The sequence below is a fragment of the Actinoplanes subtropicus genome, assembly GCF_000721705.1.
In the GTDB taxonomy this organism is placed as follows: domain Bacteria; phylum Actinomycetota; class Actinomycetes; order Mycobacteriales; family Micromonosporaceae; genus Actinoplanes; species Actinoplanes subtropicus.
On record NZ_JOJL01000062.1, the window covers coordinates 1 to 26,734 of the forward strand.

General features: G+C 72.2%; 22 protein-coding genes. 12 read left to right on the top strand and 10 right to left on the bottom strand.

The window, feature by feature from the left end:
* The 8 genes from IH26_RS0149790 to IH26_RS0149825 all read right to left on the bottom strand — a co-directional run.
* Positions 1–1,426 (bottom strand): class I tRNA ligase family protein (locus tag IH26_RS0149790; RefSeq protein WP_157437828.1); only part of this gene is annotated, 1,426 nt, incomplete at its 3' end.
* Between the two features lie 9 nt (positions 1,427–1,435).
* Positions 1,436–1,750, bottom strand: coding sequence for a hypothetical protein (locus tag IH26_RS0149795; protein WP_030443346.1), 315 nt, complete (start codon positions 1,748–1,750; stop codon positions 1,436–1,438).
* Between the two features lie 13 nt (positions 1,751–1,763).
* Positions 1,764–3,299: a histidine ammonia-lyase gene (gene hutH / locus IH26_RS0149800; protein WP_030443347.1), complete on the bottom strand. Its 1,536-nt coding sequence runs from the start codon at positions 3,297–3,299 to the stop codon at positions 1,764–1,766.
* The gene (gene hutI / locus IH26_RS0149805) at positions 3,296–4,438 is read right to left on the bottom strand and encodes an imidazolonepropionase (RefSeq protein WP_030443348.1); all 1,143 of its coding nucleotides are present in this window, start codon (positions 4,436–4,438) and stop codon (positions 3,296–3,298) included. Before hutI ends, hutH begins: the two co-directional genes overlap by 4 nt.
* Entirely contained in the window at positions 4,435–5,727 is a 1,293-nt protein-coding gene (locus IH26_RS0149810) for a formimidoylglutamate deiminase (protein WP_030443349.1), read from the bottom strand. The genes hutI and IH26_RS0149810 overlap by 4 nt, the downstream gene beginning before the upstream one ends.
* The gene (locus IH26_RS0149815) at positions 5,724–6,902 is read right to left on the bottom strand and encodes an allantoate amidohydrolase (RefSeq protein WP_030443350.1); all 1,179 of its coding nucleotides are present in this window, start codon (positions 6,900–6,902) and stop codon (positions 5,724–5,726) included. The genes IH26_RS0149810 and IH26_RS0149815 overlap by 4 nt, the downstream gene beginning before the upstream one ends.
* Entirely contained in the window at positions 6,899–8,530 is a 1,632-nt protein-coding gene (gene hutU, locus IH26_RS0149820; protein ID WP_030443351.1) for a urocanate hydratase, read from the bottom strand. Before hutU ends, IH26_RS0149815 begins: the two co-directional genes overlap by 4 nt.
* Positions 8,531–8,543: 13 nt before the next feature.
* Positions 8,544–9,380: a MurR/RpiR family transcriptional regulator gene (locus tag IH26_RS0149825; protein ID WP_030443352.1), complete on the bottom strand. Its 837-nt coding sequence runs from the start codon at positions 9,378–9,380 to the stop codon at positions 8,544–8,546.
* Positions 9,381–9,563: 183 nt separating this feature from the next.
* Between IH26_RS0149825 and IH26_RS0149830 the strand changes: the two genes are divergently transcribed.
* The 7 genes from IH26_RS0149830 to IH26_RS0149860 all read left to right on the top strand — a co-directional run bounded on the left by IH26_RS0149830 (position 9,564) and on the right by IH26_RS0149860 (position 15,287).
* On the top strand, positions 9,564–9,932 hold the full coding sequence (locus IH26_RS0149830; protein ID WP_030443353.1) for a hypothetical protein: 369 nt from the start codon (positions 9,564–9,566) through the stop codon (positions 9,930–9,932).
* A 139-nt stretch (positions 9,933–10,071) separates the two neighbouring features.
* Entirely contained in the window at positions 10,072–10,725 is a 654-nt protein-coding gene (locus IH26_RS0149835; protein WP_030443354.1) for a response regulator transcription factor, read from the top strand.
* 13 nt (positions 10,726–10,738) lie between these two features.
* Positions 10,739–11,872, top strand: a complete 1,134-nt coding sequence (locus tag IH26_RS0149840) for a sensor histidine kinase (RefSeq protein ID WP_030443355.1) — start codon at positions 10,739–10,741, stop codon at positions 11,870–11,872.
* 25 nt (positions 11,873–11,897) lie between these two features.
* Positions 11,898–12,386: a hypothetical protein gene (locus IH26_RS63650; RefSeq protein ID WP_051809963.1), complete on the top strand. Its 489-nt coding sequence runs from the start codon at positions 11,898–11,900 to the stop codon at positions 12,384–12,386.
* Entirely contained in the window at positions 12,383–13,417 is a 1,035-nt protein-coding gene (locus IH26_RS0149850) for a peptidoglycan-binding domain-containing protein (RefSeq protein ID WP_030443357.1), read from the top strand. The genes IH26_RS63650 and IH26_RS0149850 overlap by 4 nt, the downstream gene beginning before the upstream one ends.
* Before the next feature lie 8 nt (positions 13,418–13,425).
* Positions 13,426–14,088, top strand: a complete 663-nt coding sequence (locus IH26_RS0149855) for an ABC transporter ATP-binding protein (protein WP_211268914.1) — start codon at positions 13,426–13,428, stop codon at positions 14,086–14,088.
* Positions 14,085–15,287 (top strand): ABC transporter permease, encoded by a 1,203-nt coding sequence (locus IH26_RS0149860; protein WP_030443359.1) that lies wholly within the window; start codon positions 14,085–14,087, stop codon positions 15,285–15,287. The genes IH26_RS0149855 and IH26_RS0149860 overlap by 4 nt, the downstream gene beginning before the upstream one ends.
* Before the next feature lie 34 nt (positions 15,288–15,321).
* Here IH26_RS0149860 and IH26_RS0149865 read toward each other — a convergent pair whose 3' ends face one another.
* Positions 15,322–15,900: an adenylate/guanylate cyclase domain-containing protein gene (locus IH26_RS0149865; RefSeq protein WP_084599826.1), complete on the bottom strand. Its 579-nt coding sequence runs from the start codon at positions 15,898–15,900 to the stop codon at positions 15,322–15,324.
* Between the two features lie 154 nt (positions 15,901–16,054).
* Between IH26_RS0149865 and IH26_RS0149870 the strand changes: the two genes are divergently transcribed.
* Positions 16,055–18,994 (top strand): helix-turn-helix transcriptional regulator, encoded by a 2,940-nt coding sequence (locus tag IH26_RS0149870; protein ID WP_169789939.1) that lies wholly within the window; start codon positions 16,055–16,057, stop codon positions 18,992–18,994.
* On the opposite strand, the gene IH26_RS0149875 is transcribed toward IH26_RS0149870, so the two are convergent.
* Complete coding sequence (locus IH26_RS0149875) at positions 18,980–19,987, bottom strand: NAD(P)/FAD-dependent oxidoreductase (protein ID WP_157437829.1); 1,008 nt, start codon at positions 19,985–19,987, stop codon at positions 18,980–18,982. The two genes, IH26_RS0149870 and IH26_RS0149875, sit on opposite strands and share 15 nt — an antisense overlap.
* A gap of 79 nt (positions 19,988–20,066) precedes the next feature.
* Between IH26_RS0149875 and IH26_RS0149880 the strand changes: the two genes are divergently transcribed.
* The 4 genes from IH26_RS0149880 (at position 20,067) to IH26_RS0149895 (ending at position 26,486) form a co-directional block, all read left to right on the top strand.
* Entirely contained in the window at positions 20,067–21,674 is a 1,608-nt protein-coding gene (locus IH26_RS0149880; protein WP_030443363.1) for a S8 family peptidase, read from the top strand.
* Positions 21,675–21,722: 48 nt separating this feature from the next.
* Complete coding sequence (locus tag IH26_RS0149885) at positions 21,723–24,674, top strand: LodA/GoxA family CTQ-dependent oxidase (RefSeq protein ID WP_030443364.1); 2,952 nt, start codon at positions 21,723–21,725, stop codon at positions 24,672–24,674.
* A gap of 17 nt (positions 24,675–24,691) precedes the next feature.
* Complete coding sequence (locus IH26_RS0149890; RefSeq protein WP_030443365.1) at positions 24,692–25,486, top strand: MOSC domain-containing protein; 795 nt, start codon at positions 24,692–24,694, stop codon at positions 25,484–25,486.
* An 82-nt stretch (positions 25,487–25,568) separates the two neighbouring features.
* Positions 25,569–26,486, top strand: a complete 918-nt coding sequence (locus tag IH26_RS0149895; RefSeq protein ID WP_051809964.1) for an expansin EXLX1 family cellulose-binding protein — start codon at positions 25,569–25,571, stop codon at positions 26,484–26,486.
* The last annotated feature ends 248 nt before the right edge of the window (positions 26,487–26,734 follow it).

Genomic DNA, 26,734 nt, shown 5'->3' on the forward strand with positions numbered 1-26,734 from the left:
GGGTGGGGGCCGCGGGGGCCGCGGGGGCCGGGCTGGGGGCCGCGGGGGCCGCGGGGGCCGCCGGAGCCGGGGTGGCGGCGCGGGTGGAGAGGCTCAGGGCTCGGGTCAGGAAGCGGATCGAGCCGCCGGGGGAGACGTCGGCCCAGTCGATGTCGTCCTCGGGTGGGCCGGCGAAAATTATCGACACGCGGACCGCGTCGACGCCGTAGCGGTTCAGTTGGCCGGCCAGGTCGACGATGTTGCCCCTGGTCTTGCTCATCGCGGCGCCGTTCAGGAGCACCTGGCCCTGCGTGATCAGCGAGCGGAACGGCTCGTCGAAGGCGATCAGGCCCAGGTCGTACAGGACCTTGGTGAAGAAGCGCGCGTACAGCAGATGCGACACCGCATGCTCCGTGCCGCCGATGTAGTGGTCGACCGGGCGCACCCGCTCCGGGTCGAACGGGCCCTCCTCGTACGACGGATTCGGGTAGCGCAGGAAATACCACGACGAGTCGACGAACGTGTCCATCGTGTCGGTGTCGCGCTCGGCCGGCCCGCCGCATTTCGGGCAGTCGACCGCCACCCACTCCGCGGCCGCCGCCAGCGGCGACCGGCCGGGCGGCGCCAGCTCGGCACCGCGCAACGACGGCAGCGAAACCGGCAGCTGATCGTCGGGCACCGGCACCTCGCCACAGGCCGGGCAGTGCACGATCGGGATCGGGCACCCCCAGTACCGCTGCCGCGAGATCAGCCAGTCGTGCAGCCGCAGCCCATCGGAAGAGCGGCCGATCCAGTTGCGCTGCATGGTCAACACGTGCGAAGGCCAGTGCCCTCGCAGCCGGTCGATGTCGTCCAGCAGCCGGTCCGCGTACTCAGTGATCTTGAAGAACCACTGGGTCAGCGACCGCTGCGTGACCGCCGTGCCGCAGCGCTCGCACCGGCCGCCCACGACCTGCTCGTTCGCCAGCACCGTGCGGTCGGCCGGGCACCAGTTGACCGCCGCCTCCGCCCGGTACGCCAGGCCGCGCTCGAAGAACCGCAGGAACAGCCACTGCGTCCACCGGTAGTACGCCGGATCGCTGGTGTGCAGCCGGGTCCGCCAGTCGGCCGAGATCGCGTAGCGGCGCAGCGAGGCCGCCTGGGTCTCGACATTCGCGTACGTCCACTCCGCCGGGTGCAGCCCCCGCTTGATCGCCGCGTTCTCGGCCGGCAGCCCGAACGAATCCCAGCCGACCGGCTGCAGCACCTGGAAACCGCGCAACCGCCAGTACCGCGCGATGGCGTCGCCGATCGCATACACCTCCGCGTGCCCCATGTGCAGGTCGCCGGACGGATAGGCGAACATCGGCACGACGTAGCGGTCGACCTGGGAAGGCGAAAAGAGACGCGACGACTCCCAGACCGGTCCCCAGCGGTCCTCGATTGCGCGGAAGTCGTAGCCCGTCATGCCGGGACGTTAGCGCCGGACCGTCGCCGCCCGCCTCCCTTTTCTCGCCTGCCGGAGCACTCGCACCGCAAAGCCGGGCCGGAGCAGCGCCGAGGGCGGGTCGACCAGGTGCTGCACCCCGGTGGCGACCCGGTAGATCGAGGCGTCCACCTGGGACGCGTAGGTGACCTGCCGCGCGTACCAGTTCCGCAGCCCGATCCCGCGCGGGCGTGGCCCCGTCGTACCGGGGAAGGTGAAGTCTCCACCGACGGCGGACTGCCAGGGCATGTCGTTGACCTTCGCGACGGCCGCGTAGAACTCCCGGACCATCGCGACGTCGTCCACAGTGGGTAGTTAACTACAGCAGCTCCCCGATTTCTGCCTCGATGGTCGCCCGCAGCTCGCGGCCCGAGATCACCGCTCGGGCGTTCTCCAGCACCGGCGCGAGGAAGATGTCCGGCCCCGGTGCGCCGGCGAAGGGCGCGACCGCGGCGATCGCGAGCCGCCCGGCCGGCGACGGGGTGAGCGGCGCCCGCAGCTGCAACCCGCGCACCGCGCTGATCAGCTCGACCGCGAGCAGGCTGGTCAGGTTGTCCAGCACCGTACGCAGCTTCTTGGTGGCGGCCCAGCCCATCGAGACGTGGTCCTCCTGCATGCCGCTGGTCGGCAGCGAGTCGGCCGACGCCGGCACGGCCAGCCGCCGGTTCTCCGCGACGATCCCGGCCGCCGTGTACTGGGCGATCATCAGGCCCGAGTTGACCCCGGCGTCGGGGGAGAGGAACGGCGGCAATTCGCGGGAGCGGGTGACGTCGAGCAGCCGGTCGACCCGGCGCTCGGCGATCGAGCCGACCTCGGCGGCGGCGATGGCCAGGAAGTCGGCGGCGAACGCCAGCGGCTCGCCGTGGAAGTTGCCGGTCGACTCGACCTGGCCGTTCGGCAGCACCACCGGGTTGTCCACCACCGAGACCAGCTCCCGGGCGGCCACCTGGGCGGCGAAGTCCAACGTGTCCCGGGCCGCGCCGGCCACCTGCGGCGCGCAGCGCATCGAGTACGCGTCCTGCACCGCGTGCGCCAGGTCGTCCCGGTGCGAGTCCATGACCTCCGATTGCTGTAGGAGGTTCCGGATGTTGGCGGCCGAGGCGGCCTGACCCGGGTGCGGCCGGATCGCGTGCAGTTCGGGGCGGAACGGCCGCTCCGAGCCGAGCATCGCCTCGATCGCCAGCGCCGCGGTCACGTCGGCCATCGCGAACAGGTGCCGGCAGTCGTCCAGCGCGAGCAGCAGCATGCCGAGCATCCCGTCGGTGCCGTTGATCAGCGCGAGACCCTCCTTGGCGGCCAGGTCGAGCGGCGTCAGCCCGGCGGTGCGCAGCGCCTCGGCCGCGGCCACCCGCTCGCCGTCCTTGCCGAGCACCCAGCCCTCGCCGAGCAGCACCAGCGCGCAGTGCGCGAGCGGCGCCAGGTCGCCGGAGGCGCCGAGCGAGCCGTGCTCCGGCACCCACGGCGTGATGTCGTGGTTGAGCAGGTCGGCCAGCCCCTGCGCGAGCACCGGCCGGATGCCGGAGTGGCCGAGCGCGAGCGAGCGCAACCGCAGCAGCATCATCGCGCGGACCACCTCGCGCGGCATCGGCGCGCCGATCCCGGCCGCGTGCGAGCGGATCAGCGCGTGCTGCAGCTCGGCCCGGCGCTCGGGCGCGACGAAGGTGCCGGCGAGCGCGCCGAACCCGGTGGTGACGCCGTAGACCGGGCGGCCGGACTCCTCGATCCGGTCGACGATGGCCCGGCTGGTGGCCATGGCCTCGACGGTGGCGGGGGCGATCTCGACCCGGGCGTCGCCGCGGGCTACGGCGGCGACGTCGGCGGGGGTGACGCCGGTGGGCTGAACGGTGACGATCATTGAAGAACTCCGTTGTGCAGAACGCTTCGGATCAGGGGGACGCCCGGCCGGTAGGCCAGGTGCAGGTAGGAGGGCGCGTCCAGGACGATCAGGTCGGCCCGTGCCCCGGCGCGCAGCACCCCGATGTCGTCGCGGCGCAGCGCGCGTGCCCCACCGGCGGTCGCGGCGTGCACGGCCTCGGCGGGGGTCATTCGCATTTCCCGTACGGCGAGCGCGATGCAGAACGGCATCGACGACGTGTACGACGAGCCCGGGTTGCAGTCCGTGGCGAGCGCGACGGTCACGCCCGCGTCGAGCAGCCGGCGCGCGTCCGGATAGGGCGACCGGGTGGAGAACTCGGCGCCGGGCAGCAGCGTGGCAACGGTGTCCGACCCGGCCAGCGCGTCCACATCGGAGTCGCTGAGATGCGTGCAGTGGTCGGCACTCGCGGCGCCCATCTCGACCGCCAGCTGCACGCCCGGCCCCGGCCCGAGCTGGTTGCCGTGCACCCGCAGGCCGAGCCCGGCGTCGCGCCCCGCGGCCAGGACCGTGCGCGCCTGGTCCTCGTCGAAGGCCCCGCGCTCACAGAAAACATCCATCCATTTGGCGTACGGCTTCGCCGCGGCGAGCATCGGGCCGCACACCATCGCCACGTACCGCCAGGGGTCGTCGGCGTGCTCGGCCGGGACGACGTGTGCCCCGAGGAGCGTGGTCTCGTCGGTGAACTCCCGGGCGATCCGCAGCAGCCGCGCCTCGTCGTCGACGGTCAGCCCGTACCCACTCTTGATCTCGATGGTCGTGGTGCCCTGCCCGCGGGCCTCGGCGATCAGGTGGGCGGTCGCCTCGCGCAGCTGGTCGTCGGTCGCCGTCCGGGTCGCGCCGACGGTGGTGCGGATGCCGCCGCCGGTGTACGGCCGGCCGGCCATCCGCGCGCCGAACTCGGCCGCGCGGTCCCCGGCGAAGACGAGGTGGGTGTGGCTGTCCACGAACCCGGGCAGCACCGCCGCGCCGCCCACGTCGATCCGGCGGTCCCCGGCGGGCGCGTGGAAGCTCGGCCCGACCCAGCCGATCCGCGCGCCGTCGACCAGCACGGCCGCCTTCGTGAGCGGCGGGCCGTCGTTGGTGACCAGTTCGCCGATGTTGTCGATGAGCAGCGTCATGCGATCGCCCCGCGAATGGCCGACGCGAGCGCGCTCGGCACGTCGATGGCGGTGTGCCGCCGGTCGGCGACCACGTGCCGCCCGTCCACGACGACGTCGCTGATGTCGGCGGCGGTGGCCGCGAGCAGCGCGCCCTCGGGCTCGGCGCCGGTGGTGCGCCCGGAATCCAGGCGTACGCAGATCAGGTCGGCCCGCTTGCCGACCGCGATCTCGCCGGCGTCGTCCCAGCCGATCGCCCGGTGGTTGGCCGCGGCCGCGATCAGCTCGGCCACCGTGAACCGGCCGCGCCGACGGCTGGCCAGGCGCTCGTTCATCTCCAGCGCGCGGGCCTCCTCGAACGGGTCGATCACCGCGTGGCTGTCGCTGCCGAGCGAGAGCGGCGAGCCGGCGTCGGCCAGGTCGCGCGCCCGCCCGATGCCGTCGGCCAGGTCGCGTTCGGTGGTCGGGCACATGCAGATCCCGGTGCCGCTGCCGCCGAGCAGCTTGACGTCCGGATCGGTGACGTGGGTGGCGTGCACCGCGGTCAGGTGCGGGCCGAGGACGCCGTGCCGGTCGAGCAGTTCGGTGGGGGAGCAGCCGTGCACCGCCCGGCACTGCTCGTTCTCGGCCGGCTGCTCGGAGAGGTGGATGTGCAGGGGACGGCGATCGGCCAACTCGCCGAGGTGGTGCGCCGGGACCGCCCGTACGGAGTGAATTGCCGCACCCACCCGAGCGTGCGGCGCGGCGGAAAGCCCGGCCACCCGCGAAGCCCAGCGTTGCGGATCGCCGTCGCCGAAGCGGCGCTGGACGCCCTCCAGCGGCCGGCCGTCCACCCCGGACTGCAGGTAGAGCGTGTCGAGCAGGGTGATCCGGATGCCGGCCTCGCGGGCCGCCTCGATCAGCGCGTGGCCCATCGCGTTGGGATCGTGGTACGGGGTGCCGTCCGGCCCGTGGTGCAGGTAGTGGAACTCACCCACCGCGGTGATCCCGGAGAGCGCCATTTCCGCATATGTCGCCCGAGCCAGCCGCAGGTAGCTGTCCGGGTCGAGGGCGGCGGCGACCCGGTACATTTCCTCGCGCCAGGTCCAGAATGTGCCCCGGTCGGCATAGGTGCGCCCGCGCAGCGCCCGGTGGAAGGCGTGTGAGTGGGCGTTCGCCATCCCCGGCAGCACGAGCCCCGGCAGCCGAATATCCGCTTCACCCGACGAATCCGGATTTATCGCTGTGAAGCGCCCATCTGTCGCCTCGATGCGGACATTTCGCGCCACGCCGGTGCCTAGCCAGCAGTAGTCCGCGTGGTAGATGGTCACGTCAGCTCCCGCAGGACGGTGGCCAGCGCGTCCACCCCGGAGGCACAGTCCCCGGGCTCGGCGAACTCGGCGGGCGAGTGCGAGATCCCGGTCGGGTTGCGGACGAACAGCATCGCGGTCGGCACCTTCGCCGACAGCACGCCCGCGTCGTGCCCGGCGCTGGTCGGCAGGATCGGCGCGTCGCCCAGCATCGCCGAGAGCCGGCCGGCGAGCGCGGTGTCGAAGGTGACCTCCTCGCTGATCGACTCGGCGGTCACCACCACCTCGGTACCGTCCCGGCCGGCCCGCTCGGTCGCCCGCTTCACCACCGCGTCGACCACCGCGTCCATCGTCGGGGTGTCCGCCGCCCGCGCGTCCAGCCAGCCGCGCACCAGCGACGGGATCGCGTTGGTGGCGTTCGGCTCGACCTCGACCCGGGCCATCGTCGCGTGCGCGCCGGCCAGCCGGGCCTCCTTGTTCGCCGCCAGCACCGTGTACGCGAAGGTCAGCATCGGGTCGCGCCGGTCCGCCATCCGGGTGGTGCCGGCGTGGTCCCCGTGCCCGGTGAAGTCGAACCGCCAGCGCCCGTGCGGCCAGATCGCGCTGGCCACCCCCACGGGCGCCTCGAGTTGCCGTCCTTGCTCTATGTGAAGCTCGACCAAGGCCCCGATCCGGCTGGTCAGCCCCGGCAGCGGCCCGGCCGGCGTCGCTCCGAGTGCTTCGCCGAAGGTGACCCCGTCACGGTCGGTGAGGGCGGCCGCCCGGGCCGGCTCGATCGCCCCGGTGAGCAGCCGGGAGCCGAGGCAGGGCAGCCCGAACCGGCCGCCCTCCTCCTCGACGAAGGCCACCACGGCGATCGGCTTGGCCGGCGTGTACCCGGCCGCGCGCAACTGGTCGATGGCGAGGAACGCGCTGACGATGCCGAGCGGGCCGTCGTAGCCGCCACCGTGCGGGACCGAGTCGAAGTGCGAGCCGGTCAGCACGGCGTCGCGGCCCCACTGGTCGCCCCACCAGGCGAACAGGTTGCCGTTGCCGTCGTCGGTGACCGGCATGTCGCGGCGGTGCGCCTGATTGCGGAACCAGTCGCGCAGCACGAGCTCCGGCTGCTCCAACGCGTACCGCATATAGCCGCCGCTGCTCACCCGGCCGATCGCTTCGATCTCGGACCAGAGGGCCGAGAAGACCTTCGCGCTCATCGGGCCATCGGAATGTGTACGCCGGCGGCCGCGGCCGAGTCGTAGCCGGCATCTACGTGCCGGATCACCCCCATGCCGGGATCGTTGGTCAGCACCCGCTCGATCTTCTCGCCGGCGAGCGCGGTGCCGTCGGCGACGCAGACCTGACCGGCGTGGATCGAGCGGCCGATGCCCACCCCGCCGCCGTGGTGGATCGACACCCAGGACGCGCCGCTGGCGGTGTTGATCAGGGCGTTCAGCAGCGGCCAGTCGGCGATCGCGTCCGAGCCGTCGAGCATCGACTCGGTCTCCCGGTACGGCGAGGCCACCGACCCGGCGTCGAGGTGGTCCCGGCCGATGACGATCGGGGCGCTGATCTCGCCCCGGCCGACCATCTCGTTGAACCGGACGCCGGCCTTGTCCCGCTCGCCGTAGCCGAGCCAGCAGATCCGGGCGGGCAGCCCCTGGAAGGCGACCCGCTCGCCGGCCATCTTGATCCAGCGGGCCAGCGCCTCGTTCTCCGGGAAGAGATCGAGGACCGCCTTGTCGGTGGCGGCGATGTCCTTCGGGTCGCCGGAGAGGGCGGCCCAGCGGAACGGGCCCTTGCCCTCGGCGAACAGCGGGCGGATGTACGCGGGGACGAAGCCGGGGAAGTCGAAGGCGCGCTCGAAGCCGCCCAGCTTGGCCTCGCCGCGGATGGAGTTGCCGTAGTCGAAGACCTCGGCGCCGTCGTCCAGGAAGCCGACCATGGCGGCAACGTGCCGTGCCATGGAGGCGCGCGCCCGATCGGTGAATTCTTCCGATTTTGTCCGCGCATATTCCGCCGCGTCCGACAACTCCACGCCGACCGGGATGTAGCTCAGCGGGTCGTGGGCGCTGGTCTGGTCGGTCACGATGTCGATCTCGACCCCCCGCTGCCGGAGCTCCGGGAAGATCACCGCGGCGTTGCCGACCACGCCGATCGAGATGGGCGATTTTTCGGATTTAGCGGTTACGGCTTGGTTTATTGCGTCATCGAGGTTATCGGCGATGACATCGAGATATCTGGTGTCGACCCGGCGCTGGAGACGGGAGCGATCGATGTCGACGATCAGGCAGACGCCACCGTTCATGGTCACCGCGAGCGGCTGCGCCCCGCCCATGCCCCCGCACCCGGCGGTCAGCGTGAGCGTGCCGGCCAGCGTGCCGCCGAACCGCTTGGCGGCGACCGCGGCGAACGTCTCGTAGGTGCCCTGCAGGATCCCCTGGGTGCCGATGTAGATCCACGAGCCCGCGGTCATCTGCCCGTACATGGTCAGTCCGAGTTTCTCCAGCCGGCGGAACTCCGGCCAGGTCGCCCAGTCGCCGACCAGGTTCGAATTCGCGATCAGCACGCGCGGCGCCCACTCGTGCGTGCGGAACACTCCGACCGGCTTGCCGGACTGGACGAGCAGCGTCTCGTCGCCCTTGAGCGTGTCCAGCTCGCGGACGATCGCGTGGTAGGACGGCCAGTCGCGGGCCGCCTTGCCGGTACCGCCGTAGACCACCAGATCCTGCGGCCTTTCGGCCACGTCGGGATCGAGGTTGTTCATCAACATCCGCTTGGCGGCCTCTTGCGGCCACCCCATTGCGGTGTACGCCGTGCCGCGCGCGGCTCGGATCTCGGACATCTTCGTCGCCTCCCTATGCCGTGAAAATGTGCCGCCGAGCGGCCATCGCCTCGAACTCCTCCAGCCGGCGCTGCGCCGGCTCGGGTGCCGCGTCGCACATCGCCTGCAGCAGCACCATGGCCATCGCCATCGGGCCGGTGTGCAGGTCGAAGACGAGCTGCGTGCCGACCGCCGCGGGCAGCACCACGTCGGCCCGCTCGGCGACGGGGCTGACCGCCGAGTCGGTGATCGCGACCACCGCCAGCCCGGCCTGCTTGGCCTCGGCGATCGCCTCCAGGGACTCGCGCGGATACCGCGGGAGCACCACGGCCAGCATCGCATCGGCGCCGGCCGCCCGCGCCTGATCCAGCCGGTCGGCCAGCGAGGTGCCGCCGGAGTCCAGGACGCGTACGTCCGGATGAACTTTCGCCGCGAAATACCCGAAATATCCGGCCAAGGGTGCGGCGGCCCGCAGCCCGAGCACCGGCAGCGGCCGGCTCGCGATCAGCAACTCGGCCGCCCGCTCGACGTCGTCCAGCCGGGCGAGCTGATCGTGCAGGCGGGCCAGGTGCTCCGCCTCGGCCCGCACCGCGAGCTGCATGGCGTTGCCCTCGGCCCGGCTCTCCGGCGCGTCCCCGGTGAGCTCCCGCAGCTGCCGGCGTAGCGCGGGATAGCCCTCATAGCCGAGCGCCATCGCGAACCGCGTCACCGATGGCTGACTGACCCCGGCGAGATCGGCCACCTCCGCCGCGGAGAGATACGCCGCCTTCCCCGCATGCTCGACCAGGCAGTGCGCGATGCGGCGCTGGGTGGGCGTGAGCCGAGCGCCGTGAAAGAGGTCGAGAACACTCTTGGCGGCATCCCCATTCACCACCGCAGCTTATGCATAAAAACTTTCACGCGCTAGGCCCTGGCGGCCGTATATTTGTCTTGCGCCTACTGGGCATGAGACTGCTCTGCAAGGAATGAGATACCGAGCGCCTGTAGATATGTATGACCGTCAGGTCCGTGCCCGATTGGTCGACTTCTTTGCGCTGGAGGGGCTGCAGGGGACGTGCCGGAAACGGCCGACTGCTTCCGGCGTGACACCGACGTCGCCGCGGTGCGAAGGATGCGCCGAGTCGTTACCAGTCCGAAGGCAGAGCTCGCAACCGCGGTCGTCATCTTCAAGACGGCGATGAGGCGGCTGTATCGGACCCGCAATATCGTGCTGCACGGTGGCTTCACGCAGGGCGTGGCGCTGAAGGCGGCGTTGCGCATAGCCGCTCCGCTGGTCGGGGCCGGACTCGACCGCATCACCAACGCCGCGCTTGTCGACGGGCTCCCGCCACTTGACCTGGCGGCTCGGGCCGAAGTCGGGTTGGCGTTGGTCGGCGGCGAGACCGGGCTCGAGGTGGTCGACCTACTCATGCCGCGTCGGTGACGGTGCCGCAAAAGCTCGGAAGAAAGAGGGTCCCGGCCGATTGGCGGGGACCCTCGTTAGAGGGGCGGGGCTATACCAGTGTGACGGGCGTGTGACCATGGCATTCGTACGCTGTCTCGGAGGCGGGGGAGAGTGGCGGATGCGGGTCCTGGTGGTTGAGGATCAGGCGCGGCTCGCCGACTCGGTGGCGCGGGTGCTGCGCCGCGAAGGTATGGCGGTCGATGTCGCGTACGACGGAAATGGTGCTCTCGACCGCGCTGCCGAGGCGGAGTACGACGTCGTGGTGCTCGATCGGGATCTGCCGGGGGTGCACGGGGACGAGGTGTGCCGGCGGCTCCTGGCCGAGCCGGTGCGGACCAAGGTGCTCATGCTGACCGCGGCCGGGACCGTCGCCGAGCGGGTCGAAGGGCTGACGCTCGGGGCGGACGACTATCTGCCCAAGCCGTTCGCCTATCCCGAGCTGGTGGCTCGGATCCGGGCGCTCGGGCGGCGCACCCAGGCCGCGCTGCCGCCGGTGCTGACGCGAGGCGATCTCACCGTCGATCCGGCCCAGCGGGTCGCGACGCGGGCCCGGACCAGATTGCCGCTCAACCCCAAGGAGCTGGCCGTTCTCGAGTATCTGCTGGCCGCGGAGGGGCGCGTGGTCTCCGCCGAGGAGCTGCTCGATCGGGTGTGGGACTCCGCGGCCGACCCGTTCACCACGACCGTCAAGGCGACCGTGAACCGGCTGCGGGCCAAGCTCGGCGAGCCGCCGGTGATCGAAACTGTTCCCCGGGCGGGGTATCGGATCTGACCGGGGAGTCCTCATGACCGTGCGGCTGCGACTGACCCTCCTGTACGGGGTGCTCTTCCTGCTCTCCGGGGCCGTTCTGCTGGCGATCACCTACCTGCTGGTCGCACACGGCGGGGGCAGCGTCGTGATGACTCAGCACAGTCGGCTGTCCGACGGTCGCGAGGACGTCACCACCTACCTGCTGGGGACCGCTTCCGACGAGCGGATCGGCGCGGCGCTCCGGGTGCTCGGCGAGCAGCAGCAGGCGGACATGCTGCACCAGTTGCTGGTGAAGTCCGGTATCGCGCTCGGGATCATGGCGGTCCTCGCGGCCTTCCTCGGCTGGCTGGTGGCGGGCCGGGTGCTGCGGCCACTGCAGACCATGACCGTACGCATCCAGCACATCTCGGCCCGCAACGTGCACGAGCGGCTGGCCGTCGCCGGGCCCCGGGACGAGCTCAAGGGCCTCGCCGACACCGTGGACGGGCTGCTCGGCCGGCTGGCGGCGGCGCTCGACTCGCACAAGCGGTTCGTCGCCAACGCCGCGCACGAGCTGCGGACCCCGCTGACCCTGGAGCACGCGCTGATCGAGGAGGCCGTCCTCGATCCGGCGGCGACGGTGGACGGCTTCCGGGCGCAGTTCGCCGAGCTGATGGTGGTCAGCGAGCAGCAGGCCCGGCTGCTCGACTCGCTGCTGGTGCTGGCGACCAGCGAGCGCGGCCTGGAGCGCCGGGAGGCGATCGACCTGTCCACCCTGGCCGGCGAGGTGATCGCGGCCGCCCGGCCGGCGGTGCTGGTCGTGACGGATCTGCGCCCGGCCCCGGTGGCCGGGGACCCGGTCCTGGTCGAGCGGCTGGTCGCCAACCTCGTCGACAACGCGACCGGCTACAACGTCCCGGGCGGGCGCGTGGCGGTGACCACCGGCGTCGCGGGCGGGCGGTCGTATCTCGAGGTCGTGAACACCGGGCCGCCGGTCCCGCCGGAGATGGTGGACCGGTTGCTCAGCCCCTTCCAGCGGCTCGACCGGACGGCCCGGGACGACGGTCATCACGGCCTTGGACTGTCCATCGTGCAGGCGATCGCCACCGCCCACGACGCGGAGTTGACCGTGCGCGCCCGGCCGGCGGGTGGCCTTTCCGTCCGGGTGGTTTTTGTGCCCGTCGTGTGACCGGTCGGGGCGTAGAAAACAATGCATGTCGACGAATACCAAGAAACTGCTGATCGTCGCCGCAATGGTGCTCGGCGCGATGGCCGGCTGCGGCCACCTCGGCGACAAGTCCTCGGACGACGACAACTTCCAGAAAGCATTGGCGTACGCGAAATGCATGCGGGCGAACGGCGCCCCCGACTACCCCGACCCGCAACGCAAGGACGGCGGGGTCGAGGTCAGCACGCCGAAGGATGTGGATCAGAGGGCGCTCACCGCGTGCCGGGACAAGAATCCGCAGAACGACATCGGCGCCGGGGGTGGAACGGTCGATTCCGCGAAGCTGGCGGACTGGACGAAGTGCATGCGCGGCAAGCTGCCGGATCTCCCCGACCCGGAAGTGACCGGGAATACGATCACTCTCCAGCTCACCGGTACCGGGATCAACGGCGGCTCGGCCGATTTCCGGAACGCGCAGAAGGCCTGCGAGTCGCATTTCCCGGGCGGCAATCTGCGGTCGGTGAACAACCCGTGAGGCGCGTTCTGCTGATCGTGCCGGCCGCGGTGGCGGTGGCGGCCGTGGTGGCCGCGGCCACCGGGCAACTGGGTCGACGCGACCCGAGCCCGGCGAGCGCCGCGCTCACCGCGTCCCCGGCCACGGCGACCGTGGCGAAGAGAACTTTGATCCGCAGCGAGACGGTCGGGGGCAGCCTCGGCTATGGCGACGCCGTGCCGATGATGGTGCCGGCGGCGCCGGGCGGGGGCATGGTCACCTGGCTGCCGGCCGCGGGCGACGTGCTGGAGCGCGGCGATGCCGTCTACCGCCTCGACCAACAGAAAATCCCGCTTCTGTACGGGTCGATACCGCTGTACCGCACTCTCGCGGCCGGCAGCAAGGGCGACGACGTGCGGCAGCTCGAGAGGAATCTCAGCGCGCTCGGCTACCCGGGGTTCACGGTCGACGACCGCTACACCGCGTCGACGGCCACCGCCGTACGGCAATGGCAAAAGGATCTTGGTAGGAAGAGGACCGGCATGATCGAGCCGGGCGACGCCGTGGTGTCATCGGGGGCACGTCGCGTCGCGGAACTGGCCACCCAGCCCGGCACGGCCGCGACCGGGACCCTGCTGAAGTGGACCGGCACCTCCCGGGTCGTCGACGTCGACCTGAATACCGATTACGCCGACCTGGTCCGGCTCGGCGCCGCGGCGACCGTCGAGTTGCCCGACGGCGGCACGGCGACCGCCAAGGTCACCGCTATCGGCGCCCCGACCTCGAACGCCAAGGGCGACGGCGCCACCCTGCCGGTCCAGCTGACCGTCACCGACCAGCGGAAACTCGGCCGCTACCAGGTGGCCAAGGTCAAGGTGGAACTCGCCGCCGAGACCCACCGGGACGTGCTGGCCGTGCCGGTCGAGGCGCTGGTCGCCCGTCCGGGCGGCGGCTACGCGGTGGTGACCGGCGGCCGTCATCTGCCGGTCCGGACCGGGATCTTCGCGGACGGCTACGTGGAGATCGCCGGCGCCGGCGTCGTCGCCGGCCTGACCGTGGGGGTGCCGCGGTGAGCGAGCCGATCGTGCACCTGGCCGGCGTCTCGAAACGCTACGGCGCCGTGTCCGCCCTGGAGTCGGCCGACCTGCGGATCGAGCGCGGTGAGCTGCTGGCCGTGGTCGGCCCGTCCGGCTCCGGCAAGTCCACCCTGCTCAACATCATGGGCACCCTCGACCGGCCGACCGCGGGCAATCTGCGTATCGACGGCTATGGCGTCGCCGAGTTGAGCGACCGGGAGCTGTCCGCGCTGCGGGCCCGGACCATCGGCTTCGTCTTCCAGCAGTTCCACCTCGCCGCCGGGGTGCCCGCGCTGGACATCGTGGCCGACGGCCTGCTCTACGGCGGCCGGCGGCGCGCCGACCGGCGCCGGGCGGCCGAGCGGGCGCTGCGCCGGGTCGGCCTCGGTCACCGGCTGCGGCATCGGCCGCACGAGCTCTCCGGCGGCGAGCAGCAGCGGGTGGCGGTGGCCCGGGCGGTGCTCGGCGACCCGCCGCTGCTGATGGCGGACGAGCCGACCGGCAACCTCGACTCGGCCTCCGGCGCGGCGGTGCTGGACCTGCTGCGCGACCTGCACGGCGGCGGCACCACGGTCGTGCTCATCACGCACGACCGGGACCTCGCCGCCGGCCTGCCCCGCGAGGTTCGTCTCAAGGACGGAAAGATCGCAGAGGAGGTACGCCGATGAGCCCCCCGCCGTTGCGGCCCGCCCCGATGTGGCCGGCCGACGTGCTCCGGGTCGGCGGCTACGGCCTCCGGTCGCGCCCGCTGCGGGTCGTCCTCTCCGCGCTGGGCATCGCCATCGGCATCGCCGCGATGATCGGGGTGGTCGGCATCTCCGCGTCGTCCGCGCAGGAGATCGAGCGGCGGCTCAGCGCGTTCGGCACCAACCTGCTGACCGTCTCGGCCGGCCAGGGCGTGGGCAATGATCCGGTCCACCTGCCGGACACCGCGATCGGCATGATCGGCGCGATCCCCGGCGTCGAGTCGGTCTCCGCGGTCGGCCGCACCGAGGCCCGGGTCTACCGCAACGACCACATCCCGGCCCGGCGGACCGGCGGGATCGTGGTCTACGCCGCCCGTACCGACCTGCCGGCGGTGATCCGCTCGAGGATGGCCGCGGGTGCCTGGCTCACCGCGGCCACCGGCACGTTCCCGGCCGTGGTGCTCGGCGCGGCCGCGGCGAGCGAGCTGGGTGTCGTCGAGACCGGCGTCGACTCGCTGGTCTGGCTCGGCGACCGATGGTTCACCGTGGTCGGCATCCTCGCGGCCAACGACCTGATCTCCGACTTCGACTACGGCGCCTTCGTCGGCTGGCCGGCGGCGCGAGCCGGCCTGGCCTTCGACGGGCACCCGACCACGATCTACACGCGGGCCGCGGACGACGCCGTACGGACCGTGCAGCCGCTGCTCGGCGCCACCGCGAACCCGGAGGATCCCGGCGCGGTGGACGTCTCGCGACCCTCCGACGCGCTGGCCGCCAAGCAGGAGACCGAGCAGACCCTGCGCGGGCTGCTGCTCGGCCTCGGCGCGGTGGCGCTGCTGGTCGGCGGCGTGGGCGTGGCCAACGCCATGGTCATTTCGGTGCTGGAACGCCGTTCCGAGATCGGCCTGCGCCGCTCGCTGGGCGCCACCCGCGGCCAGATCCGCACCCAGTTCCTCGCCGAGGCCCTGCTGTTGTCGCTGCTCGGCGGGGCCGGCGGCGGGCTGCTCGGCACCGCCCTTACCGCGATCTTCGCGTCCTACCAGGGCTGGCGGACGGTGGTGCCGGCCTGGGCGATCGCCGGCGGGGTGGGCGCCACCCTGGTGATCGGCGGCCTGGCCGGTTTGTACCCGGCCCGGCGTGCCGCCAGAATGGCGCCCACCGAGGCGCTGCTGGCCCCCTGACCGCTCGGTGAGCCTGTCCCGCCCGGACAGGCCCTCAGGCGGCCACCGGCAGCGCGGTGGGAATGCCGAAGGTGACCCGGTGGGCCGGCACCGGGTCGGCGACGCCGCGCACCCGCACGAGCGCCTCGTCGGCCGGGCCGGTCAGGTGGCCGGCGCCGGCGTACGCGTTCGGGCCCAGCACCAGCTCGCCCGGGCCGGCCACCGTGCACAGGCGCTGGGCCAGGTTGACCGCCCGGCCCCACACGCCGAAGCAGGCCGGCTCCCACGAGCGGGTGACCAGCACCTCGCCGCACTCGACGCCGACGTGCACGTCCGGCCGGCCCGGGCGCCCCGCACGCAGCATCGCGCAGGCCGCCGCGGTGGCCCGCTCGCCCTCGTCGCCGAGGCTGCGCCGCAGGCCGAAGACCGCCATGAAACCGTCGCCGAGCACCTGCTGCACCTCCCCGCCGTACGCGTGCACGCAGCCGACCAGTTCGTCCAGGAGCGGGCGCATGATCCGGTAGACCGCCTCCGGCTCGGTGCTCTCGACCAGCCGGGTGAACCCGCAGATGTCGGCGAAGAGCACGGCCACCTGTCGTCGCCGTGGAGTGGTTTGTCCGATGTGGTTGATCATGGCGTAACCTCCCCCAGTAAGGTTTCCGACAATGAGGGTGACTCCGTGACGCTCGTCATGTGTCCTGCAAACACCTAGGTTCGAGCGAGCTGTGCCCTTAGCCCCGCCGGGAAAGGCGATGCCAGGGTTTGTCACCGGCTGGCATACTCCTGGCGTGCGGCGGAGACGACTCTCCCCCTTGGTCGGACGACAGGCTGAGCTCGCTGAGGTCAGCGCGGCTTGGGATGACGTTCGCGAGGGCCAGGCCGCCGGCTTCCTGATCTCCGGTGAGGCCGGCGTCGGGAAGACGCGCCTCGTGCTGGAATGCATCGAGCGGGTGCTCGCCCAGGGCGGGCAGGTCCTGGCCGGCTCCTCGTTCCGGATCAGCTCCGGCGCCCTGCCGTACGGCCCGATCCTCGATGCCCTGCGCCGCCTGCTGCGCGAGCGGTCCGCCGAGTCGCTCACCGCCCTGGCCGGCCCCCGGTTCGCGAGCCTCGACCAGATGTTCTGGCCCGAGCGGGACGAGGGCCACCGCGCGCCCGATGCCCGGCTCTTCGACGTCTTCCTCGCCCTGCTCGGCCGCCTCGCCGAGGAGGCGCCGGTGCTGCTCGTCGTCGAGGACGTGCACTGGGCCGACCAGTCCACCCTCGACCTGCTCAGCTTCCTGACCGTGGCGCTGCGCCGCGAGCGGGTGCTGCTGGTGGTCACCTACCGCGACGACGAGCCGGCCGCCGGGCCGCTGCCGGCCGCCCTGGTCGAGCTGCTCCGCGGCCCGTTCATGAACCATCTGCCGCTGGCCCCGCTCGGCGCCGGCGATCTCGGCGTGCTGCTCGCCCACCAGGCCGGCAACCCGTTGCCCAGCGCGATCGTGGACGAGATCGCCGACCGGTCCGGGGGTAACGCGTTCTTCGCCGAGGAGCTGCTGGATGCCCGCGGCATCGGCCACGAGGTGCCGGCCCGGGTGCGTGACGTGGTGCTGCTGCGGGTCGCGACGTTCTCGCCGGACGCGCAGGCGGTGCTGCGGCTCTGCGCGGTGGTCGGCCGGCGGATCGGTTATCCGCTGCTCGCCGAGGTCACCGACCTGCCGGAGGAGGAGCTGCTGGCGGCCCTGCGCGAGCTGGCGAACAACCGGGTCCTGCAGCCGGATGCCAGCCCCAACGCGTACCGGTTCCGGCACGCGCTCGCCCACGAGGCGGTCTACTCCGACCTGCTGCCCGGCGAGCGGGCCCGGCTGCACGCCCGGGTCGCCACCGCTCTCACCGAGCGGCCGCAGCTGGGCGACCGGCCGCGCTCGACCGCCACCGCGGTAGTCGCGCACCACTGGGAGGTGACCGGCGACCTGCCGAAAGCGCTGGCCGCGGTGGTCGCCGCCGGCCGGGCCGCGGTCGAGGTGCGCGCGTTCCGCGAGGGGCTCGCCTACTTCACCCGGGCGATCGGGCTGCAGATGGAGGTGGACGATCCTTCCGCGGCCGGCCTGACCAGGCCGGAGCTGCTCGCGGCCGCGGCGCGCTGCGCGCATGACGCGGGCGAGCACGAGACCGCCGTACGCCTGGCGGAGGAGGCGCTGGCCGCGACCCCGCGCGACGACTCGGTGGCCCGCGCCCTGCTGCACGAGGCGCTCGGCACGTACCTGGACCGGGTCGACGGCGCCCGCGCGCTGCGCGCCTTCACCAAGGCGTACCACCTGCTCGCGACCAGTGACGCGCTCGCCGAGCGGGCCCGGGTCACCGCGGCGCTGGCCAATTCGCTGTCGGTCCGCGGGCTCTATCTCGACTCGGCGCCGCTCTGGGAGGAGACGCTCGAGCTGGCCCGGGCGGCCGGCTGCAAGCGCGAGGAGGTGCTCGGGCTCAAGACCTCGGGCTGGCATTTCGCGATGCACGGCGAGCCGGCCACCGGGATCGGCCGGATGCGTGAGGCGCTGCGCGTGGCCAAGGACGAGGACGACGTGGAGGGCATCTGCCTCACGTACAACCATCTGTGTCTGGCCTTGGATTTCATCGGCTGGTCGGGCGAGGCGGTGAAGACGGCGGAGGAGGCGCTGCAGTGGAGCGCCGACCTGGGGCTGATGTTCCCGCCGATGTTCGACATGCTCGACTCGCTCGTGCTGGTGCTCTACCGCAACGGGCGCTGGCAGCAGGCCGAGGAGGTGGCCGAGCGGCAGCTGGGCAGCCACCACGCGGCCGCGCGGGCGCTGATGACCTATGTGGTGCTGGCCGAGCTGGCCACCGCCCGCGGCCGCCCGGAGGAGGCGGCGCAGCAGCTGAAGCAGGCGTTCGAGCAGCTCAAGCACGATGAGGACCCGCTCGATCACGGCCTGGTGCACGCGGCCGCGGCGGCCCGCGCGCTGTGGCTGGAGGACTACGAGACGGCCCGGGCCGAGGTCGCGGCCGGTCTCGAGGTGGTCGGCGCGCACGGCGACGACCAGCAGGCGGTGGCGCTCTGCGTGCTCGGCCTGCGGATCGAGGCGGACGAGGCGGAACGCCGCCGGGCGGGCGGCCGGTCCGGGGTGGAGGAGGTACGCGTCCGCGGCGAGCGCCTGCGGAACCGGGCGGCCTCGCTCTGGAAGGGGATGGGCTCGCGGCAGCAGTCGTTCCCCGAGGCGGCGGTCGATGCCGCGATGGGCGAGGCGGAGTACACCCGGCTGACCGGTGGCGAGCCCAACCCGGAGGGGTGGGGCGAGGTGGCGGCCGGCTGGGACAGGCTGGCCCGACCGCACCCCGCGGCGTATGCGCGCTGGCGGGAGGCGGAGGAGCTGGTCCGCGCCCGGGAGCCGCGGGCGGCCGAGGTGTTGCGCGGGGCCCGGGATGCCGCCGAGTTGCTCGAGGCCCGCACCCTGTTGCGCGAGATAACCGCGCTGGCCGACCGGGCGCGCCTCGATCTGGGCGCGACCGACGACATCGCGCCCGCCGAGCCGGAGCGGCCGTTCCACCTGACCGACCGGGAGCTGCAGGTGTTGGCGCTGCTCAAGGAGGGCCGGCGGAACAGGGAGATCGCCCGGACGCTGTTCATCAGTGAGAGCACGGCCAGCGTGCACGTCTCCAACATCCTGGGGAAGCTGAACGCGGGAAACCGGGTGGAGGCGGCGGCCATCGCCCACCGGTTACATCTGGCGTAGGGCCCAGAACGGGGAGTCGGGGAAGCGGGTCTCCTGGCGGTAATACCAGTCGAGGTCCTTCAGGTACGCGCGATAGTCGGCGGCGACCTGCTCGGCGTACGCGGTAACGGTGTTTTCGGAAATCGCCTCGGCGGCGGCTATTCCGCTGGTCAGGGCGTCGTGCAGGCCCCGGGAGGAGAGCGGGTCGTGGGCGCGGGCAGCGTCGCCCACCGCGAGCCAGCCGGGGCCGGCGATGCTCTCCAGCGTGGAGCTCCCGGCCGCTACGGTACGAAGCTTTTCCGCGCTGGGCCAGCCGGCCCGCTGCCCGACAAATCCGGTTTTCCCCAACAGATCGGTCCAATTGACGGTAGGCGCGATCGACGCATCCGTGAAAAACGCCACGACCAGACGATCATGAGGGACTCGGGAGGCATACCACCAGCCCTCCGGCACCGCCTCGACGATGCTGGCCGCCTCGCCGGGGAAGGGGTCGGGCAGCAGCGCGGCGATCCCGACGAGCCGGCTGTCGACCCGTCGAGGGGAACGCCTCAGGCGACCGCTTCGCCCCGTAGCATCAATGATGAAATTTACGGATATGGGCGGTTTATCGGCCGCGGCGATGGTCCACTGCGGACCGTCCCGCTTCACTTCGGTGACCCGGTAGGGAAGGACCGAGCCCACGGCGTCCCGCAACATCTGGTTGAAGGCGGCCCGATCGAGCTGCCACGAAGGGCCCCGGGGATCAAGCAGCGCGGGCCGGAAAGCGGGCTCGGCCGAACCCCAGCAGGAGAGGAACCCGCTCGCCGGCAAATGGCCCCCGGCCTGGAAGGACGGCCACACCCCGAGCTTCCGCAGCGCCGCATTGGCCGCCGCCGGCAACCCCTCGCCCGGCTCCCACTCCCCGCTGGGCCGGGGATCGATCGCCACGACCGAAATGCCCCGGGCCGCGAGGGTTATCGCCGCCGCCGCCCCGGCCGGCCCGCAGCCCAGCACCGCGACCCGATCAGGTTTCACCTCGCCAGTCTGTCGTGAACCAGGCTGTCACCGCCACGGCGGAGTGGTCGCATGGAGCACGATGAGAGGAGAGCATGCCATGCTCAGCTGTCGATTCGGGGGCGGCTCCGGGTTTCGCCTGCAGTTGGAGGACAACGAGGACCTGGTGGTCGTCCGGTCGGTACGCCGGGGCGCACGGCACGACGTCTCTCCACTTTCGTCACCCAGCCGCACTGCGCAGGACCGGTTGACCCCGCTGTTCGGCTTCCCCGAGGCCGGCGTCGGGGTGTATGCGTCCGCCGAGGGCGACGCGCCGGACATCGCCGTCGTGCTCAACGAGGACCCCGAGGTCGAGTTCGCCGGCCGGGGCCTGCGCGACCAGTTCGGCGCCCCGGTCGTCTACACCGAGAACGTCTTCGTGAAGTTCCGCGACGACCTGACCCCGGCGCAGTGCGAGGCGCTGCTGGCCGAGGCCGGCCTGACGATCAAGCGGCCCGCCGGCTCGGCGCCGAACGCGTACTTCACCGGCGCCCGGGCCGGCCTCGGCCGCGAGGTGTTCTCGCTGGCCGAGGGGCTGCTCGACCGGGACGAGGTGGACCTGTGCCACCCCGAACTGGTCCGCGAGGTGAGCCGCCGGCAGATGTTTCCGCAGCAGTGGCACCTCGGCCCGGCGGTGATCAAGGGCGTCGACGTGATCGAGCACGCCAACGTGGTCGAGGCCTGGGCCGACTCCCGCGGCGACGGCGTCGTGGTCTGCGTGATCGACGACGGGCTGGACGTGGCGCACCCCGAGTTCGGCTCGGCCGGCAAGCTGGTCGCCCCGTGCTCGGTGAGCCGGCCGCGCGGCGACGACCCGCGCCCCGGCGACGGCGACAACCACGGCACCGCCTGCGCGGGCGTGGCCTGCGCGGACGGGGTGGACAAGGCGTCCGGAGTGGCGCCCGGCTCGCGGCTGATGCCGGTGCGGCTGGTCTCCGGGCTGGGCTCACAGGACGAGGCGGACGCGTTCGTCTGGGCCGCCGACCACGGCGCCGACGTGATCTCGTGCAGCTGGGGGCCGGCCGACGGCCGCTGGTGGGACCCGACCGACCCGGCGCACAACCAGGTGGTGCCGCTGCCGGACAACACCCGGCTGGCGATCGAGTACGCGATCGCGCACGGCCGCGGTGGCAAGGGCTGCGTGATCACCTGGGCGGCCGGCAACGGCGCGGAGAGCGTGGACAACGACGGGTACGCGAGCTACCCCAAGGTCATCGCCGTGGCCGCCTGCAACGACCTGGGCAGACAGAGCCGGTACAGCGATCACGGCGCGGCCGTCTGGTGCAGCTTCCCGAGCAGCAACGGCTCGCCGTCGCGCACCCCGGGGATCTGGACCACCGACCGGCACGGCCGGGAGGGCTACAACGCCGGCGACGACTCGCTCGGCGACGCCGCGGGCGATTACACCAACTCCTTCGGCGGTACGTCGAGCGCCGCCCCGGGCGTGGCCGGGGTGGTCGCGCTGATCCTGGCGGCCAACCCCGACCTGTGCTGGGACGAGGTGAAGGACCTGCTGCGCGCCTCGGCCGACCGGATCGACGACAATGCCAGCGAGTACGACGAGAACGGGCACAGCAACCGCTACGGCTACGGCCGGGTGAACGCCGCGGCGGCGGTCCGCCTCGCGGCCGCCAAGCGGGTCCTAAGTGTTTCGGTCGCGCACAACTGAGAGATCTCCCCATGTCCGCGTGACCCCACCTTCGAAAGCGTGAGACCCATGAGCCGGATCGCGTACTGCGCCATCCACCCGGCCGTCGGCGTGGCCCGGGTCGGCGACAGCCCCGACGAGTATTTCCTCGGCCCGGAGCAGCCCGACGGCGCCGAGACGCCCGTTTCCTACAAAGACCAGGCCGGCCGGGTGAAGCGCCAGGCGGTGCGCTTCCGGATCTTCGCGTACGACGAGAGCGACGCCGTGCTCGGCGAGCTCACCGCCGACGACGCCGAGATCGCCTGGACTGTCCACTTACGAAACGGCAAAGGCGCAGCTCAGCAGTTCACCGGTGAGAATCGGCGCAACGATCAGGTGGCCGGCCGCGACTCCCTGGTGATCGACCCCGGCCCGCGTACGGTTACCGGCCGCCAAGCCGCCGGCCAGCTCTTCGACACCGGCACCTTCCTCGGCAAGCCGGTGCCGCTCGGCGAGTTGCGCACCGACGACGAGGGCCGGCTGATCGTGCTCGGCGGCTTCGGCCACTCCGGCTCGGTCCCCGAGGACCAGCCGCTGCCCAGCTTCGCCGACAACGACGGCTGGCACGACGACACCGCCGACGGCCCGGTCAGCGCGACCGTCACCCAGGACGGGCAGCCGATCGAGGTCCGCGGCGCGTGGGTCGTGGTCGCGCCGCCCGACTTCGCGCCCGGCGTCGGCAACCTGGTCACCCTCTACGACGTCATGGAGGACGTCGCGGTCGAGAACGGCCTGCTCGCCGAGCGCAAGGAGGTCTCCTTCGAGCGGGACATCGCCCCGGTGCTGGCCCGCGCGATGGGCTACCAGTGGGTCAACCAGTCGGCGACCCGCGGCCACCGCCGGGCCCCCGACCTGGGCAAGGGCACCGAGCGGGTCGGCGACTTCCTGGAGAAGGACCACCTGGCCCTGCTCAAGGACCCGGGGGAGAGGGGCGCCAGGGCCCGCCGCCAGGTCTTCGCGGTGATCCGCCAGCCGCACGCCGAGGCCGACGAGGCCACCGCGAAACGACAGGCCACCGCCGCCTTCATGCCGCAGCTCTCGGGCGATCGCGGCTCGGCGACGCCCGGCCGGCCGGAGACCTGGTTCACCGTCACCAAGCTGCAGTACCGGCGGCTCGCCCAGTGGGCCGACGGCCAGTTCACCATTGGCGTGCCCGAAGAGCCGCCGAGCGCGCCGGCCGCGCTCGACCGGGCGGCCCTCGAGGCGTGCGTGGGCGGCCCGTTCTTCCCGGGCATCGAGATGAGCTCGCGGGTACGCGACCCCCAGACGTACGCTCAAGCATTTCGGTTTAAAAGCGACCAGCCGCCAGGATGTATGACCGAGCGGATGGCGGTGCCGTGGCAGGCCGACTTCACCGACTGCCGGCACTTCTGGTGGCCGGCGCAGCGCCCGGACGACGTGATCGTCGACCAGGACTACCTCGCGGTCACCGAGGCGCTGTTCCCGGACGGCAACGACCCGGCCCGGCCGATCAACACGACCGCGTTCCCGCGCTGGCGCTGGGACCGTGGCATCGGCGATTCCCTGCCGACCTCGCTGGACGCGGGTCGGCGCTCGGACAGGAGGCACCGCGAGATGGTCAACGAGTGGTCGCAGCTCGGCTTCGTCACGCCGGCCGCCGACGACAGCGGGGTCTTCCTGGAGACCGAGCGCGCGCCGTTCGCGGGCCTGCGGGACCGCGACTACTTCCACATCATGCTCAACCTGCACGAGTACCCGGGCTTCCTGCCCACGGCGTTGCAGAAGGCGAAGGACTTCCTGGAGATCGCGGCGGCGTACCAGCACGACCCGCTGGTCGACTCGGACCTCAAGCCGTTCCGGTACGAGGAGCGCGCCTTCGACGCCCGGCTGGACAGCATCTACCAGGACATGGTCGACCGGGTGGCGAAGTACGACCCGGCGAACGACCGGGCGTTCCGCACCCACGCCGACGCGGTCGAGCGGCTGCGGCAGTCCGGCCCGCTCAACCAGACCGACGGCGTGTGGCTGCGCAACGTCGCCACGATCGGCCCGATCAACGACCTCACCGGCTTCCTCACCCAGATCTGGGTGGACGAGGTCGGGGCCGGCGACCCGGCGCGGAACCACGCGAACATCTTCACGCACACCCTCGCCGACGCCGGGATCACCACGGCGCCGATCACGAGCAAGGAGTACGCGCAGGACCCGACGCTGCTCGACTCGTCGTTCACGCTGCCGCTCTTCCAGCTGGTCGTCTCCCAGTTCACCGACCAGTTCCTGCCCGAACTGCTGGGCATGACGATGATGTTCGAGTGGGAGTCGGTGGAGCTGGTCACCACCGCCCGGCTGCTGGAGCACTTCGGGCTCGACTCGACCTACTACCGGCTGCACGTGGCGATCGACAACGCCGACGTCGGGCACGGCGCGATCGCCAAGCGCGCGGTCAAACGCTATCTCTCCGGCTTCGCCGACGAGGACGTACGCGAGCGGCAATGGCAACGCATCTGGAACGGCTACGTCGCGTTCCGGATCACCGGCACGCTCGGCCAGGACCTCGTCGAAAAGCTGCTCGCCCCGTCCCGCGCCCGCGACCGGGTGCTGGCCATCATCGACGAGAAGCGGCGGTACGGCGCGCTCAACCACGGCGGGGCCGGCGACAAGATGAACAACAACCTGTTCGACAACCCCGGCCAGCTGCTCGACGTGCTGCAACAGAGCGGCCAGGTGCTCGCCGGCGACCCGGACGACAGCCCGTTCCTGCAGCAGATGAAGTTCGGCGGCCGGATGTACAAGGTGTTCACCGACGGCGAGCAGCAGGCCTGGGCCGACTGGATCCGCAGCCTGGCCGAGCCGCCGGCCGACCTCCCGGCGAGGCCGTTCGCCGCCGCCAAGCCGACCGGTGCCGAGCAGCCACCCGCGGCGCCGGTCGGCGACGTGCCGCACCTGACCTACTCCTCGAGCGCCGCGGAGGTGGCCGAACACCCCCGGGGAACGCTGCTGGGCCACGGCTCCGCGCACTGACGTGCGAGGCTGGGAAGATGCGGATCGCTTCGCTTCACACGTACCCGGTCAAGGGTTGTCACCGGATCGACCACGACGCGGCGCGGGTGGAACCGTGGGGTCTGGCCGGCGATCGCCGGTGGGTGATGGTCGACGCCGATGGCGTCGCGATCACCCAGCGTGACAACCCGCGGCTCACCCAGCTGCGGGTCCGCACCCGCCCGGGCGGTCTCGAGCTGAGCGCGCCCGGCCTGCCCGGCCTCTCTGTCGACGAGCCGGTGGACGGGCCGAAGGAGTTCGTCCGGGTCTTCTCCGGCCACCTGCCGGCCCCGGCGCGGCTCGCCGAGAGCGCGTGGAGCAGCGAGTTCCTGGGTGTGCCGGCCCGGCTGGTGTGGCAGGCCGACGCCGGCGCCCGGCCGATCGGCGGCAAGGACCCGGCGGGCGGCCCGGTCAGCTTCGCCGACGGCTACCCGATGCTGCTGGCCAACGAGGCGTCGCTGGACGCCCTGAACTACTGGCTGGACGAGGCCGTGCCGATCACCCGGTTCCGCCCGAACCTGGTGGTCAGCGGCGCCGCGCCGTGGGCCGAGGACGACTGGTCGGCCCGCGAGGCGCGGCTGCGGGTCGGTGACGTGGTGTTGCGGGCCGGCCCCGGCTGCCCCCGCTGCGTGGTCACGACCATCGACCAGGAGTCAGGTGAGAAGGGCCGGGAGCCGCTCTTCGCGCTCGGCAAGCACCGGCGATTCGCGGACGGGCTACTGTTCGCCATCAACGTCATTCCGGCGGAGCTCGGCTCACTGCGCGTAGGCGACACCGTGACTGTTCTCGACTGATCGGGTGAACCGGAACGTAGATCCCTTAGGTCTGTCTTAGGAAGGTTGCCCGGGACCGCCCGGCCGCGAAGGATCCCTCAGCGTGACTCCTCGCCGCCTGCTGTCGCCCCGTTGGCTCGCCGCCGGTGGCGCCGTGGCTCTCGCCGCGGTCGTCGGTGCGGCGTTGCTGCTGCAGAACTCCGGCGCGGCCTGCGCGGCCCCGCCGTCCACCTCGGCGAAGTCCGGCAAGGCGACCTTCTACGACCTGGGCGGCGGCACCGGCAACTGCTCGTTCCCGTCCTCGCCGGCCGACGACCTGTTCGTCGCGCTCGGCCCGGCCGAATACTCGGCGGGCGCGGCCTGCGGCACGTACCTCGACGTCACCGGCCCGAAGGGCAAGGTGCGGGTCAAGGTCACCGACTCGTGCCCGGAGTGCGCGCCCGGTCACCTCGACCTGAGCCGCACGGCGTTCAAGAAGATCGGCAACGAGGTCGACGGGATCATCCCGATCACCTACAAGACCGTCACCGGCGTCACCACCCCCGGCCCGATCAGCGTGCGGGTCAAGGAGGGCTCCTCGCCGTACTGGCTGGCCGTGCTCATCGACAACCACGGCAACCAGCTCGCGTCGGTCACCGTCAACGGCAAGACCACGCACCGCGAGGACTACAACTACTGGGTCATCGACGGCGGTGCCGGCAGCGGACCATTCAAGATCAAAATCAGCGATGTGTACGGACACAGCGTCACCGTCAGCGGCGTCAAACTCTCGCCCGGCGCGACCCAGAAGACGTCCGCGCGCCTGGTCGGCGGCGGCGTGACCTCGGTGGTGTCCACCGTGACGAAGGCCGCCAAGAAGAAGGCCGCCACCCCGTCCGCCGCCGCCCCCGCGCCGACAGCGTCGTCGGCCGTGCCCGCGCCGGAGTCCACCGTGGCCGACGCGCCCAGCTCCGAGGTGGCGCTGCCCCCGGCCCAGCAGGCGGTCGACCTGGCCGCCGGCGCTGCCCACGCCTGCGGCTGACGTTCCCGCCCTTTCTCCAGCCTCCGCGCCCCACCTCCCCGCCGCGCGCCGGGCCCCACCCGACCGCGCGCGGACCGCCGGCCGCCGCCGGCGACGCCATTCACCCCCAGGGCGTCGCCGGCCGGCGGCCTTCGGTCCAGGGCCGGTCCTAGGGCCTATCTGGTGGATCACGCGGGGCTGCGGCGTGGCCCAGGTGGCGCCTGACGGCGTCCGCGAAACGGCCACATCCAACACCGGGATGCGACCGC

Bases quoted from the DNA above. Each gene is read 5' to 3' on its own strand.
- hutH (WP_030443347.1), bottom strand. From the start codon at position 3,299: ATGATCGTCACCGTTCAGCCCACCGGCGTCACCCCCGCCGACGTCGCC.
- hutI (WP_030443348.1), bottom strand. From the start codon at position 4,438: ATGACGCTGCTCATCGACAACATCGGCGAACTGGTCACCAACGACGGC.
- IH26_RS0149815 (WP_030443350.1), bottom strand. From the start codon at position 6,902: ATGAGCGCGAAGGTCTTCTCGGCCCTCTGGTCCGAGATCGAAGCGATC.
- hutU (WP_030443351.1), bottom strand. From the start codon at position 8,530: ATGTCCGAGATCCGAGCCGCGCGCGGCACGGCGTACACCGCAATGGGG.
- IH26_RS0149835 (WP_030443354.1), top strand. From the start codon at position 10,072: ATGCGGGTCCTGGTGGTTGAGGATCAGGCGCGGCTCGCCGACTCGGTG.
- IH26_RS0149840 (WP_030443355.1), top strand. From the start codon at position 10,739: ATGACCGTGCGGCTGCGACTGACCCTCCTGTACGGGGTGCTCTTCCTG.
- IH26_RS63650 (WP_051809963.1), top strand. From the start codon at position 11,898: ATGTCGACGAATACCAAGAAACTGCTGATCGTCGCCGCAATGGTGCTC.
- IH26_RS0149860 (WP_030443359.1), top strand. From the start codon at position 14,085: ATGAGCCCCCCGCCGTTGCGGCCCGCCCCGATGTGGCCGGCCGACGTG.
- IH26_RS0149865 (WP_084599826.1), bottom strand. From the start codon at position 15,900: ATGATCAACCACATCGGACAAACCACTCCACGGCGACGACAGGTGGCC.
- IH26_RS0149880 (WP_030443363.1), top strand. From the start codon at position 20,067: ATGCTCAGCTGTCGATTCGGGGGCGGCTCCGGGTTTCGCCTGCAGTTG.
- IH26_RS0149885 (WP_030443364.1), top strand. From the start codon at position 21,723: ATGAGCCGGATCGCGTACTGCGCCATCCACCCGGCCGTCGGCGTGGCC.
- IH26_RS0149890 (WP_030443365.1), top strand. From the start codon at position 24,692: ATGCGGATCGCTTCGCTTCACACGTACCCGGTCAAGGGTTGTCACCGG.